This window comes from Vibrio sp. QJM3NY_26 (genome assembly GCF_057786005.1).
The window spans coordinates 3,146,029-3,158,814 of sequence record NZ_CM173515.1 but is presented as its reverse complement, the minus strand read 5'-3'; the positions used below and the strand labels follow the sequence as shown (position 1 = coordinate 3,158,814).

11 protein-coding genes are annotated in these 12,786 nt (G+C 45.7%); 6 read left to right on the top strand and 5 right to left on the bottom strand.

Going from position 1 to position 12,786, the window contains the following annotated elements:
- Positions 1 to 45 precede the first annotated feature (45 nt).
- The 4 genes from argC to argH all read left to right on the top strand — a co-directional run bounded on the left by argC (position 46) and on the right by argH (position 5,398).
- Complete coding sequence (gene argC / locus AC3CH4_RS14130) at positions 46 to 1,050, top strand: N-acetyl-gamma-glutamyl-phosphate reductase (protein WP_372244121.1); 1,005 nt, start codon at positions 46 to 48, stop codon at positions 1,048 to 1,050.
- A 12-nt stretch (positions 1,051 to 1,062) separates the two neighbouring features.
- Positions 1,063 to 1,851: an acetylglutamate kinase gene (gene argB / locus AC3CH4_RS14125; RefSeq protein ID WP_488543067.1), complete on the top strand. Its 789-nt coding sequence runs from the start codon at positions 1,063 to 1,065 to the stop codon at positions 1,849 to 1,851.
- Positions 1,852 to 1,964: 113 nt separating this feature from the next.
- On the top strand, positions 1,965 to 3,176 hold the full coding sequence (locus AC3CH4_RS14120) for an argininosuccinate synthase (RefSeq protein ID WP_009848894.1): 1,212 nt from the start codon (positions 1,965 to 1,967) through the stop codon (positions 3,174 to 3,176).
- A gap of 347 nt (positions 3,177 to 3,523) precedes the next feature.
- A complete protein-coding gene (gene argH, locus AC3CH4_RS14115; RefSeq protein WP_004729676.1) occupies positions 3,524 to 5,398 on the top strand; it encodes an argininosuccinate lyase in 1,875 nt (624 codons plus the stop codon).
- Between the two features lie 261 nt (positions 5,399 to 5,659).
- On the opposite strand, the gene AC3CH4_RS14110 is transcribed toward argH, so the two are convergent.
- Entirely contained in the window at positions 5,660 to 5,908 is a 249-nt protein-coding gene (locus tag AC3CH4_RS14110) for a DUF3624 domain-containing protein (protein ID WP_029235154.1), read from the bottom strand.
- Between the two features lie 87 nt (positions 5,909 to 5,995).
- On the opposite strand from AC3CH4_RS14110, the gene AC3CH4_RS14105 reads away from it, so the two are divergent.
- Positions 5,996 to 6,343 (top strand): RidA family protein, encoded by a 348-nt coding sequence (locus AC3CH4_RS14105; RefSeq protein WP_004729674.1) that lies wholly within the window; start codon positions 5,996 to 5,998, stop codon positions 6,341 to 6,343.
- A 173-nt stretch (positions 6,344 to 6,516) separates the two neighbouring features.
- Here the strand turns inward: AC3CH4_RS14105 and AC3CH4_RS14100 are convergent, their stop codons facing one another.
- From AC3CH4_RS14100 to AC3CH4_RS14090, 3 genes are all read right to left on the bottom strand, one after another.
- Positions 6,517 to 7,983, bottom strand: a complete 1,467-nt coding sequence (locus tag AC3CH4_RS14100; protein ID WP_488543066.1) for a dihydrolipoyl dehydrogenase — start codon at positions 7,981 to 7,983, stop codon at positions 6,517 to 6,519.
- Positions 7,984 to 8,261: 278 nt separating this feature from the next.
- On the bottom strand, positions 8,262 to 8,990 hold the full coding sequence (locus AC3CH4_RS14095) for a glutathione peroxidase (RefSeq protein WP_146456924.1): 729 nt from the start codon (positions 8,988 to 8,990) through the stop codon (positions 8,262 to 8,264).
- A 43-nt stretch (positions 8,991 to 9,033) separates the two neighbouring features.
- Positions 9,034 to 9,213, bottom strand: a complete 180-nt coding sequence (locus AC3CH4_RS14090) for a hypothetical protein (protein WP_017080197.1) — start codon at positions 9,211 to 9,213, stop codon at positions 9,034 to 9,036.
- Here AC3CH4_RS14090 and oxyR point away from each other — a divergent pair.
- Positions 9,212 to 10,105 (top strand): DNA-binding transcriptional regulator OxyR, encoded by an 894-nt coding sequence (gene oxyR, locus AC3CH4_RS14085; protein WP_019821390.1) that lies wholly within the window; start codon positions 9,212 to 9,214, stop codon positions 10,103 to 10,105. The two genes, AC3CH4_RS14090 and oxyR, sit on opposite strands and share 2 nt — an antisense overlap.
- A 112-nt stretch (positions 10,106 to 10,217) precedes the next feature.
- On the opposite strand, the gene AC3CH4_RS14080 is transcribed toward oxyR, so the two are convergent.
- A complete protein-coding gene (locus tag AC3CH4_RS14080) occupies positions 10,218 to 12,779 on the bottom strand; it encodes a penicillin-binding protein 1A (protein WP_186733103.1) in 2,562 nt (853 codons plus the stop codon).
- Between the last annotated feature and the right edge of the window lie 7 nt (positions 12,780 to 12,786).

Below are 12,786 nucleotides of genomic sequence, written 5' to 3'. Positions count from 1 at the left end.
AGTCAAATTTGAAATGTAACTTACCTCAAGAATGGATGTGTTGAGATGTTGAAAACCACGGTCATTGGCGCAAGCGGCTACACAGGAGCAGAACTGGCTCTAATGATAAACAGACACCCTGAGCTCACGCTATCAGGTTTATATGTCTCAGCCAATAGTGTAGATGCAGGCAAACCTATCGCTGCACTGCACGGTAAGTTAGCTGGCCTGATTGATATGCCAGTGCAACCTTTAACGAATCCAGAAGAAGTGGCTAAACAGTCTGATGTGATTTTCTTAGCCACTGCACACGAGGTAAGTCACGACCTAGCGCCAATCTTCCTTGAGAACGATTGCCAAGTGTTCGACCTGTCGGGTGCATTCAGAGTTAAAGGCGAAAACTTCTATCAAGAGTTTTACGGTTTTGAACATCAACACGAACAATGGCTAGACAAAGCTGCTTACGGTTTAGCTGAATGGAACGAACAAGAAATCAAAGAGGCTCAGCTTGTTGCAGTCGCGGGTTGTTACCCAACAGCTTCTCAATTAGCGATTAAGCCTTTGGTTGAAGCAAAGCTACTTGATACAAACCAATGGCCAGTGATTAACGCGACCAGTGGTGTCACTGGAGCAGGCCGCAAGGCGAGTATGGTCAACAGCTTCTGCGAAGTAAGCCTGCAAGCTTATGGTGTATTCAACCATCGTCATCAACCTGAAATGGCTGTACATCTAGGATGTGATGTGATTTTCACCCCGCACCTAGGCAACTTTAAGCGTGGCATTTTAGCGACCATTACCATGAAACTAGCTGACGGTGTGACAGAACAACAGATACAAGAAGCCTTCGAGCAAGCTTATCAAGGTAAACCAGCTGTGAGATTACTCGAAGAAACATTGCCAAGAATTCAAGATGTAGAACAAACACCTTTCTGCGATTTAGGTTGGAAGGTACAAGGTCAGCACATCATCGTTGTTTCAGCGATTGATAACTTATTAAAGGGTGCATCTAGTCAAGCGATGCAGTGTTTGAATTTACGTTATGGTTTTGCACCATTAACTGCGTTAGTGTAAGGAAATCTAGATATGAGCCTTAATAATCAACCATTAATCATAAAGTTAGGTGGCGCTGCGCTATCTTGTGGTGAAACACTTAGCAAGTTATTTGGTGCGATTTCAGCTTACCAACAACAAGCACAACGACCAATCGTGATTGTTCACGGCGGCGGTTACCTTGTTGATGATTTAATGAATAAGTTGAACCTCGAAACCGTTAAGAAAGAAGGGCTACGTGTTACTCCTTATGAGCAGATCCCAGTGATCGCTGGTGCACTAGCAGGCACGGCCAACAAACTACTTCAAGGTCAGGCTATTAAAGACGGTATCAACGCCGTTGGTTTGAGCCTAGCTGATGGTGGTTTATGCAAAGTAAGCGAACTGAACCCTGAACTGGGCGCGGTAGGAAAAGCGGAGCCGGGCGACTCAACCGTTCTGCAAGCGATTCTTAATGCGGGCGCACTGCCAATCATTAGCTCAATTGGTCTGACTGAGCAAGGCCAACTGATGAATGTGAATGCCGACCAAGCTGCGGTTGCCGTTGCAGGCGCGCTTGATGCTGAACTGGTACTGCTTTCTGATGTCAGTGGTGTATTGGATGGTAAAGGCCACCTGATTCCAAGCCTTAATCAGCAACAAGCCGATGACCTTATTAAAGGTAAAGTGATTACCGATGGCATGATCGTAAAAGTACAAGCTGCACTAGAAGCGGCTAATGACCTAGGACGACCAATTGAAGTTGCAACCTGGCGATACCCAGACAAGCTGACACAACTTTTTGCAGGTAAGAGCATAGGAACACAGTTTTTACCTCAGTAGACCTCACTACGAGTTACTACTAAAGAATTTAGATAAACAGATTAAACATATAATTATTAAAGTGATTTCCAACGCTGACCGCCATGTGCAGTATGGAAACTAGGAGAAAGAAAATGAGCAAAGTTAACGTAAAGAAAGTTGTAGTAGCCTACTCTGGCGGTCTAGACACATCAGTAATCATCCCATGGTTGAAAGAGAACTATGACTGCGAAGTTATCGCATTTGTTGCTGATGTAGGCCAAGGCGATGAAGAGCTGATTGGAATCGAAGAGAAAGCAAAAGCTTCTGGTGCGTCTGAGTGTTACATCGCTGACCTTAAAGAAGAGATGGTGGCAGATTACATCTACCCAACGCTTAAAACAGGTGCTTACTACGAAGGTAAATACTTGTTAGGTACTTCAATGGCTCGTCCAATCATTGCGAAAGCTCAGGTTGAAGTTGCACGTAAAGTAGGTGCAGACGCGCTATGTCACGGTTGTACTGGTAAGGGTAATGACCAAGTTCGTTTTGAAGGTGCATTTGCTGCACTAGCACCAGACCTACATGTAATTGCACCTTGGCGTGAATGGGATCTAGTGAGCCGTGAAGAGTGTCTAGACTACCTAGCTGAGCGTAACATCCCTTGTACCGCTTCTCTAACTAAGATTTACTCGCGTGATGCAAACGCATGGCACATCTCTACAGAAGGTGGCGTACTAGAAAATACATGGAATGCCCCTGATGAAGATTGCTGGGCATGGACTGTAGACCCAGAGCAAGCGCCAAACGAATCTGAAACAGTGACGCTTAAAGTTGAAAAAGGTGAAGTGGTTGCGGTTGATGGCGAAACAATGACGCCATACAACGCGCTGGTTTACCTAAACGAGAAGGGTGCTAAACACGGTGTTGGTCGTATCGATATCGTAGAAAACCGTCTTGTTGGCATGAAGTCTCGTGGTTGTTACGAAACTCCAGGTGGCACAATCATGATGGAAGCACTACGTGCAGTAGAGCAATTGGTTCTTGATAAAGCGGCATTCGAATTCCGTGAAGAGCTGGGAGTTAAGGCTTCTCACCTTGTATATGACGGCCGTTGGTTCACTCCGCTATGTAAGTCAATTCTTGCAGCAACAGATGAGCTAGCACAAGACGTGAATGGTGAAGTGGTTATCAAACTTTACAAAGGCCATGCAACGGTGACTCAGAAGCGTTCTGACAACAGCCTGTACTCAGAAGAGTTTGCAACCTTTGGCGAAGATGAAGTTTACGACCAAAGCCACGCTGAAGGCTTCATCCGTCTTTACTCGCTATCAAGCCGTATCCGTGCTCTGAATAGCCAAAAGTAATCCGAACAATGAGTTAGTGAGCTAGCCTTTAGCGAAAGGTTGAAGGCCAGTAAACAGACATCATTATGCAAAGCCCATTTACTATTGATTAGTGAGTGGGCTTTTTGCTTGCTGTTTGTTTAATAAATCAGCTTCGGTTTTTACTGTCGAATGGCATATAATTCGCGCTCCACGCTGAAAATAATCAATGGAATGAACTTGTGGTGAATAAATATGTGAAAATAATGAATTAATACTTTATTTTCATTTTGAATTGCCGTAAGTTTAAACCATCAGAAAAATACTGAATCTTAATCAGAATTATCATTTGCAAAAACAGTGAGCACTGTGCAATTAGGAGATACACAATGGCATTATGGGGCGGTAGATTTACCCAAGCAGCAGACACCCGGTTCAAAGATTTTAACGATTCTCTTCGTTTTGATTACCGATTGGCTGAGCAAGACATTGTGGGCTCTATTGCCTGGTCAAAGGCTCTACAATCGGTCAACGTTCTAACAGAAGAAGAACAGCAAAGACTAGAGCTTGCACTGAACGAGCTAAAACTCGAGGTGATGGAAGATCCTGAACAGATTTTACGTTCTGATGCTGAAGATATTCACAGCTGGGTTGAGCAGCAACTTATCGGCAAAGTCGGTGATTTGGGCAAAAAACTGCATACTGGCCGTTCTCGTAATGACCAAGTAGCGACTGACCTTAAACTTTGGTGTCGTCAACAAGGTAATCAGCTGCTGTTAGCGCTTGATCGTCTGCAAAGCCAAATGGTGAATGTCGCTTCTCAGCATCAAGAAACCGTGCTTCCTGGCTACACTCACTTGCAACGTGCTCAGCCGGTAACTTTTGCTCACTGGTGCTTGGCTTACGTTGAAATGCTTGAGCGTGATTACTCGCGTTTGAATGATGCGATTAAGCGTCTAGATACATGTCCGCTGGGTTCTGGTGCCCTTGCAGGAACCGCTTACCCGATGGACCGTGAAGAGTTAGCTCACAACTTAGGTTTCCGTCGTGCAACGCGCAACTCTCTAGATTCAGTTTCTGACCGTGATCATGTGATGGAGCTGATGTCGATCGCTTCTATTTCAATGCTTCACCTTTCACGTCTTGCAGAAGATATGATTTTCTACAACTCAGGTGAATCGAACTTCATCGAGTTAGCGGATACCGTGACGTCAGGTTCATCTCTGATGCCACAAAAGAAAAACCCGGATGCGCTCGAACTTATCCGTGGCAAAACTGGCCGTGTTTATGGTTCATTAGCCGCAATGATGATGACAGTGAAAGCCCTGCCTTTGGCGTACAACAAAGACATGCAAGAAGATAAAGAAGGTCTGTTCGACGCTTTAGACACTTGGAATGATTGTATGGAAATGGCTGCTCTTTGTTTTGACGGCATTAAAGTGAACGGCGAACGTACACTTGAAGCAGCGAAACAAGGCTACGCGAACTCAACTGAATTGGCTGATTACCTAGTAGCGAAAGGCATTCCTTTCCGTGAAGCTCACCATATTGTTGGTGTGACGGTAGTGGCGGCGATTGCTAAAGGCTGTGCATTAGAAGAGTTAACCATCGCAGAGATGAAAGAGTTCTCTGAGGTGATTGAAGAGGATGTGTATGACATCCTGACCATTGAATCGTGTCTTGAAAAACGTAGCGCGCTAGGCGGTGTATCACCACAGCAAGTGGCTTACGCGGTTGACCAAGCTGAGAAGCGTTTATCACAGCGTGACACTTCCATCGTGAAGGTTCGTCCTGCTCGTCTGACGGATATTGAAGCGTTGGAAGGCATGGTGGCCTACTGGGCGAATATGGGTGAAAACCTACCTCGTTCTCGTAATGAACTGGTGCGTGATATTGGCTCGTTTGCTGTCGCAGAGCATCATGGTGAGGTGACCGGTTGTGCATCACTCTATGTGTATGACTCTGGTTTAGCGGAAATTCGCTCGCTCGGTGTTGAGGCTGGGTGGCAAGGTCAAGGGCAGGGTACCGCGATTGTGCAGCACTTAGTTGATAAAGCACGACAAATGGCCATTAAGAAGGTGTTTGTACTGACTCGTACTCCAGAGTTCTTTATGAAGCATGACTTCTTACCGACATCAAAATCTCTGCTGCCTGAGAAGGTGCTGAAAGATTGTGACCAGTGTCCTCGTCAACACGCGTGTGATGAAGTGGCCTTGGAAGTGAACTTGGTAGAGCAGATCATCGCTAAGGTTAATGTTGCATAAAGCATTGATTTTATAGCCCCTAAAAAAAAGATCAAAAAATTGATCTTTTTTGGGAACAAATTAAGAAAAGTCCGGTCTATTAAAGTACCACTGCTTTTTCTTAGAATTTTCTAAGAAAGCCCTAGAATCGATTGGTTCTGGGGCTTTTTTCTATCTGCTGTTTGGGAAATGATGATGGCTTGCTAAGTTGGGTCATTTAATTGGGCATCTAGCCTTTATCGTTTATCTAGTCTTTATCACTTATCTAGCAAAGTCTCTCTGTTAGCGCTTTTTGTTCCTTAAAGGCAGCACGACAAACTTCATTATCCAATGTAACGACAGCAAGCCACTGAATGCGAAAGCGGCCATCATCAAAGCGATGGCATTGATGGTTTTTGGGTCTTCTTTGAAAAACAACCACCATGCTCCCCAACTTAAAATCGACAACACCATCAGCTGATTCATGCAGCGCTGGCAGCGGCCGAGTTTGTTACGAATTTTTTCACTTTTATTGCAATGAATGCATGTCATCTTGGGTTTGATTCGCGTTATGCTTGTTGCCTTGATAATAACACGTCACAAGATATTGGATCACGGTGACACAGAGAGAGAAAGTCGATGATTGAGCGCCAAGAAACCAAACAACGCATGAGCCGTATTGTTAAACACAACGGCACTATCTACCTATGTGGCCAAGTGTGTGCTGATGCAACCAAAGACATCACAGAACAAACACAAACGATGCTGGATAAAGTGGAAGCCCTACTTGAGCAAGCGGGTAGCGACAAAGAACACATGCTGTCAGCAACGATTTACTTGAAAGACATGAAAGACTTCCAAGAAATGAATGCAGTTTGGGATGCATGGGTTCCAGAAGGTCACGCTCCAGCTCGCGCATGTGTGACGGGTGATATGGCTCGCGAAGCGCTACTTGTTGAGATCTCTGTGATTGCTGCTGAGAAGTAATCGCTAAGCCTTTAGCGACAAGCAATGGCTTCAAGAGATTCCAGATACCTCGTCCCTCGGTTCTGGAATGACGATGCTCGTCGCCAAAAACAAAAAGGAAAGCCAATGGCTTTCCTTTTTAGTGCCTAGTCTCTGTTAATAGACCAAACTGCTAGTTTTGCAACGACCTGAGATTAACAACCAGGGCCACAATCTAGACAGTGTTTCACCATCTCTGGACCAAGGTGCAGTTTCGCATTCAGGTCACGTAGCGCTGTTCGTACACCTTCTTCAATTACTGGGTGGTAAAATGGCATATCCAACATTTCAGAAACCGTCATCTTTTTCTGGTGTGCCCATGCTAATAAGTGAGCCAAATGTTCTGCGTTTGGTCCCATCATCTCAGCACCAAGGAAACGGCCTGTACCTTGCTCGCCGTAAACGTGCAGAATACCTTTGTTGCGTAGCATCACTCGTGAACGACCTTGGTTCTCGAAAGACACTTCACCGGTTGCGAAACAGCCACATGTGCCTAAGCGAGTTGTGATCTCTTTGTAGGTTTCGCCAACCATCGCGATTTGTGGGTCAGAGAATACCGCAGAGATTTTAGAGCGGCGTAAGCCTGCGCGAATCTCAGGGAAGCGACCTGCATTATCACCCGCAATACGTGCTTGGTCTGCTGCTTCATGCAGTAGAGGCAGTTGGTTGCTTGCATCTCCGGCAATAAATACCGATGGTAACGATGTTTGTAGCGTGTAGTGGTCGGCGATTGGCACACCACGTTCATCAAGTTCTAGAGAGGTATTCTCTAGGCCAAGCTTATCAGTGTTAGGACGACGGCCTGTTGCTGCCAGTACGTATTCAACGACGTTAGTTTCTAGTTCACCTTGCTTATTGATGAACTGGATTTCGACGCGATCTTCACCTGATTCTGTGGTAATACGCTTCATGCTTTCGATTTTCACGTCAGCATCAAGGTAGAACTCTTCATTGAAGGCTTTATCTGCATACGCCATGATTTCTGGGTCGGTTACTGGGCCAACTTGACCACCCAAACCGAACAGTTTGGTCTTCACACCTAAGCGATGCAGTGACTGACCAAGCTCAAGACCAATCACACCAGGGCCAAATACTGCGACTGATTCCGGTAAATCATCCCAGCTGAACACGTCGTCGTTAATGATCAGGCGGTCACCAAGCTCATTCCAAACTGCAGGGTATGCAGGGCGAGAGCCGGTCGCGATAACAATACGCTTAGCGGTGACAACCGTGTGGTCATCGATTTGTAGCGTGTTGTCGTCTAAGAACTTTGCGTAGCCAGAAATCTTGTCTTGCTCTGGGATTTCATCAACACCTTCTAAAACAAAACCAACAAAACGGTCACGTTCAAACTTCACTCGGTCCATCACTTCACGGCCGTTAATCACGATATCACCTTGTGGGTGAACGCCAAAAGCCGGAGCTTTCTCGATTTGGTGTACGCTTTCAGCTGCTGCAATAAGCAGTTTAGATGGCATACAACCAACACGAGCACAGGTTGTACCGTAAGGGCCGCCTTCAATCATCACGACACTGTCAGTGTGTGCTTTTGCAGCGCGGTAAGAACCTAGACCTGCTGTACCGCCCCCGATAACTGCTACATCTACATTGACTTGTTTCATAATAATTTTCTCGCAATGGCTTAATTTAGTGTGAACGAACCCCTCCAACTCTGGTGGTTTTTTGAGAGTCAGGATTGCGGGTCAGTTTTGTGATTCTGTTTTATTAGGTTTAGCTTGTGACTCTTAGGTTTGCGAGCTACGAGCTATATTCTTTTCCAAAGCTCAGATAAGAGTGGTTTGGAATAGCTAACCCACAAGAGGGTGGGTTAGCTGGTATTACTAAGCTATTTAATTACTTAGGTTATTTAATCACTAAGCGTTTATTAGCGACTAAGTGATTAACCTAGGAAAGTTTCTAGTTCTTCGCTACCACCGATGTGTTTGCCACCGATGAATACTTGAGGAACGGTAGTGCGACCAGAGATTGCACGTAGGCTTACTGTTGTTGCGTCTTTACCTAGAACCACTTCTTCGTAGTTTAGACCTTTGTCGATTAGGTTCTGCTTTGCTTTCATACAGAAAGGACAGCCTGGCTTAGTGAATACTGTGATTGACTCTTGCTCTTTGTGTTCAGGAGCAAGGTAGTTAAGCATAGTATCAGCATCAGAAACCTTGAACGGGTCGCCTGGTACGTCTTCTTCGATGAACATTTTTTCTACCACGCCGTTTTTAACCAGCATGCTGTAGCGCCATGAACGTTTGCCAAAGCCGATGTCGTTTTTCTCAACTAGCATACCCATGCCGTCTGTGAAGTCGCCGTTGCCATCTGGGATGAATGTGATTTTTTCAGCTTCTTGGTCTGCTTTCCATGCGTTCATTACGAACGTGTCGTTTACAGAAACACAAAGGATGTCATCAACGCCGTTTTCTTTGAATACAGAGTGCAGCTCGTTGTAACGAGGTAGGTGGCTTGAAGAACATGTTGGTGTAAACGCACCTGGTAGGCTGAATACGATAACTGTCTTGTCTTTGAATAGCTCTTCCGTCGTTACGTTAACCCATGCATCACCTTGGCGAGTTGGGAATGTTACTTGAGGGATTAATTGACCTTCTTTAGATGCAAACATATTGATTTCCTTAAATAGTATTTTAATTTTGTTCTATCAGAGCTTAACGTTTTTCTTTGCTCTGTTTCGTTTCGTTGAGCCCATTATTAGATAAATCCTTTGATAGCTCTAATCGTTTGATGTTATGGTTTTGATAGGTAAATTCTATCAAGAGCATTTTTCTTTTAAATGTTTCTATTAAAACCCTTGTTCTTATTAAAACCTGAGGTAAGAGACTGAGCATGAACATTCGTGACTTTGAATACTTGGTGGCGCTCGCTGAGCACAAACATTTTCGAAAAGCAGCAGAAGCGTGCTTTGTAAGTCAGCCGACATTGAGCGGTCAAATACGCAAACTGGAAGATGAAATTGGACTTCAGTTAACCGAGCGTAGCCCAAGGAAGGTAATATTTACAGAATCAGGTTTACAACTTGTTGAGCAAGCCAAGCGCATTCTCAACGAGGTAAAGACGTTTAAAGATATGGCAAGTGGACACGGTGAAGCGATGACGGGGCCGATGCATATTGGTTTTATCCCGACCGTTGGCCCGTACATTTTGCCTAAGATCATTCCTTATCTAAAAGAGAGTTTCCCCGATCTTGAGCTTTACCTGCACGAAGCGCAGACACATCAGTTAGTGAGCCAGTTAGAAGATGGCAAACTTGATTGCTTGGTGCTGGCTGCGGTAGATGAAACGGCGGCGTTCAAAGAGATTGATGTCTATGACGAGCCATTAAGCGTTGCCGTACCGTGTGATCATGAATGGGCACAGCAGGATGCTGTCGATATGCTGCAGTTAAATGGACAAACCGTACTTGCACTGGGCGATGGTCATTGCTTACGAGACCAAGCCTTGGGCTTCTGTTTTGCTGCGGGTGCAAAAGATGATGAACGCTTTAAAGCGACCAGCTTAGAAACGCTGCGTAACATGGTAGCGGCAGGGGCGGGTATTACCTTGTTACCTCAGTTATCGGTTCCAAAGGAAAAACAGAAAGATGGCGTGTGTTACGTGCCAGCGGTGAATCCAACACCTTCACGTCGCATTGTTGTTGCCTACCGACCGGGCTCTCCGCTAAAGGGGCGTTTTGAGCAACTGGCTGAGGCTATCCGAACTCAATTGGAAAAAGCGGCTTAGCACTCGAGTTTAGAGTTGAGTTCGTTCAGATGTAGATATAAAAAAAGGGTTGATATGAATTCATATCAACCCTTTTTTGTTGGTTCATCTTACTAGGTTCAACAAACCCTAGCTAGAATAGCTCTTCTACTGCTTCGCCTGATGACGTTGAGTAGATGTCATCATTGAAACGTTCAGTGATGTACTCAGTTGGCTCTGTGCCTTTCTCGAAGTACTCGAACATCGATGAGCTATCGAACTTGTTAGTCAGTAAGCCAGTTTCACGGTCGATACGAACACGAACGATGTTCTCCGGAATCTCTTTACGTTCAGCAGGAACGCCCGCTAACGCAGTACCCATGAAATCAACCCATGCAGGTTCTGCTGTTTTAGCGCCCGCTTCGGCACCGGTAATTTGGCTCTTGCCAAGGTTAGAGTTCGCTTTAGTTCGACCTAGGTTACGGTTGTGGTTATCAAAACCAACCCATACCGTTGCCACCATGCCAGGGCCGTAGCCGCTGTACCATGTATCTTTCGAGTCATTGGTTGTACCGGTTTTACCGCCAATGTCACGACGCTTCAACGGCTGAGCTCGCCAACCTGTACCATTCCAACCTGTGCCAGCACTCCAGTCACCGCCGCCCCAGATGTTGCTGTACATCATTTCGCGAACAAGGAATGCGTTTTGCTCAGAGATGACTTGAGGCGCGTATTGCACTTTGGCATCCACATCTTGCTCTGCAAACTCATCGGCCATTGGGTCTGTGGCAACCTTATGATCGCAATTGTCCTTACAAACCACTTTTGGTGTTGCTTCGAATTCAGTCTCACCAAATGGCGTTTCAATGCGGCTGATGTAGAAAGGTTCAACGTAGTAGCCGCCATTAGCGAATACTGAGTAACCTTGAGCTACCTTCATTGGCGTTAAGCTACCCGCACCTAGAGCAATGGTTTCAGAGCGAGGTACTTCGTCAATATCAAAACCAAAACGAGTTAGGTAGTTACGAGTATCATCTAAGCCAACTTCACGCAGCACACGCACAGCCATTACGTTTTTAGATTGAGCTAAGCCAATACGTAAACGCGTAGGACCCACGTAGGTCGGTGGTGAGTTCTTTGGTCGCCATGCGGTACCTTGGCTCTTATCCCATTGATTGATAGGCGCATCGTTGATCAGTGATGCTAACGTTAGGCCTTTATCAATCGCCGCTGAGTAGATAAATGGTTTGATACCAGAACCCACCTGACGAATAGATTGCGTTGCACGGTTGAATTTGTTGTGAACAAAGTTAAAGCCACCCACCATCGACAGTACTGCGCCGTTGTTCGGGTTCATTGCAACAAAAGCGGTGTTCGCATTGGGTACTTGGCTTAGTCGCCATTCAACAGGTGTTTCTGACTTCGCCTCTGCTGACTCTTCTGTCGGTTCTTCAGATACTTCGTCTCCTGTAATTGCTTCATGGCGAACCCAAACTTGTTCACCAACAGCAAGAATCTCTTTCGCTTGAGAAGGGGCTGGTCCTTGGCGATTATCCGTTAGGAATTTACGCGCCCAGTTCATGCCTTGCCACTCAACAGTGCCTTCACCTTGGTTTTTAACCCAAACTTGAGCACTTTTCGAATCAACCGCGGTAACAACAGCAGGGACTAAGTCACCATAGGTTGGTTGAGACTTTAGGTGTTTAACGATTTGTTCTTGATCCCAAGCTGATTGTGCCGTCTGCCACAATACTTTTTCTGCACCACGGTAGCCGTGACGCTCATCGTAGCCAAGTAGGTTCTTAATCGCCGCTTGGTTCGCTGCTTTTTGCAGTTTCGAATCAACGGTCGTGTAAACCTTCATACCTGATGTGTAAGCGGCTTCGCCATAGCGTTCAACCATCCACGCACGTGCTACTTCAGCAACATACGGCGCGCTCAGTTCAATCTCTGCACCGTGGTATTTCGATATCAATGTCTCGCTACGAGCTTCATCGAACTCTGCTTGAGTGATGTATTTCTCGTCTAACATACGACGTAATACCACGTTACGACGGTGAGTCGCGCGCTCAATCGAATAGATAGGGTTCATCGTGGACGGTGCTTTTGGCATACCCGCCAGCGTAGCAATTTCACTCAGGGTGAGCTCAGGGAGATCCTTTCCGAAATAAACACGCGCAGCCGCGCCAAAACCGTACGAGCGGTGACCAAGGAAGATCTTATTTACATAAAGCTCCATGATCTCTTCTTTGCTAAGTAGTTGCTCGATATGGATCGCAATGAAGATCTCTTTGATCTTACGCATGATCTTTTTCTCATTAGATAAGAAGAAGTTACGCGCAAGCTGCTGAGTAATGGTACTCGCCCCTTGTTTGGCTGAACCCGACATTGCGACGACGAGCGCTGCACGGGTGATACCGATTGGATCAATACCTGGGTGTTCGTAAAAACGGCTATCTTCGGTGGCAATCAGAGCTTCAACTAAGTGGCGAGGAATCTCGTCATAAGTCACTGGGTTGCGACGCTTTTCGCCAAATTGAGAGATCAACTTACCGTCTTGACTGAAGACTTGCATTGGCGTTTGGAGCTTCACGTCACGCAAAGTGGCAACATCAGGCAACTCTGGTTTTACGTAATAATAAAACCCAAAAATTGTACTGACTCCAAGAATCATGCAAATCAATGTAAATATGAATAATCGCTTTATGAACTTCACCGGATAA

What these genes read in the sequence shown, in the direction of transcription:
- argC (WP_372244121.1), top strand. Translation starts at nt 46, where the DNA reads ATGTTGAAAACCACGGTCATTGGCGCAAGCGGCTACACAGGAGCAGAA.
- AC3CH4_RS14095 (WP_146456924.1), bottom strand. Translation starts at nt 8,990, where the DNA reads ATGTTTGCATCTAAAGAAGGTCAATTAATCCCTCAAGTAACATTCCCA.
- oxyR (WP_019821390.1), top strand. Translation starts at nt 9,212, where the DNA reads ATGAACATTCGTGACTTTGAATACTTGGTGGCGCTCGCTGAGCACAAA.
- AC3CH4_RS14105 (WP_004729674.1), top strand. Translation starts at nt 5,996, where the DNA reads ATGATTGAGCGCCAAGAAACCAAACAACGCATGAGCCGTATTGTTAAA.
- AC3CH4_RS14100 (WP_488543066.1), bottom strand. Translation starts at nt 7,983, where the DNA reads ATGAAACAAGTCAATGTAGATGTAGCAGTTATCGGGGGCGGTACAGCA.
- argH (WP_004729676.1), top strand. Translation starts at nt 3,524, where the DNA reads ATGGCATTATGGGGCGGTAGATTTACCCAAGCAGCAGACACCCGGTTC.
- AC3CH4_RS14120 (WP_009848894.1), top strand. Translation starts at nt 1,965, where the DNA reads ATGAGCAAAGTTAACGTAAAGAAAGTTGTAGTAGCCTACTCTGGCGGT.
- AC3CH4_RS14110 (WP_029235154.1), bottom strand. Translation starts at nt 5,908, where the DNA reads ATGACATGCATTCATTGCAATAAAAGTGAAAAAATTCGTAACAAACTC.
- AC3CH4_RS14090 (WP_017080197.1), bottom strand. Translation starts at nt 9,213, where the DNA reads ATGCTCAGTCTCTTACCTCAGGTTTTAATAAGAACAAGGGTTTTAATA.
- argB (WP_488543067.1), top strand. Translation starts at nt 1,063, where the DNA reads ATGAGCCTTAATAATCAACCATTAATCATAAAGTTAGGTGGCGCTGCG.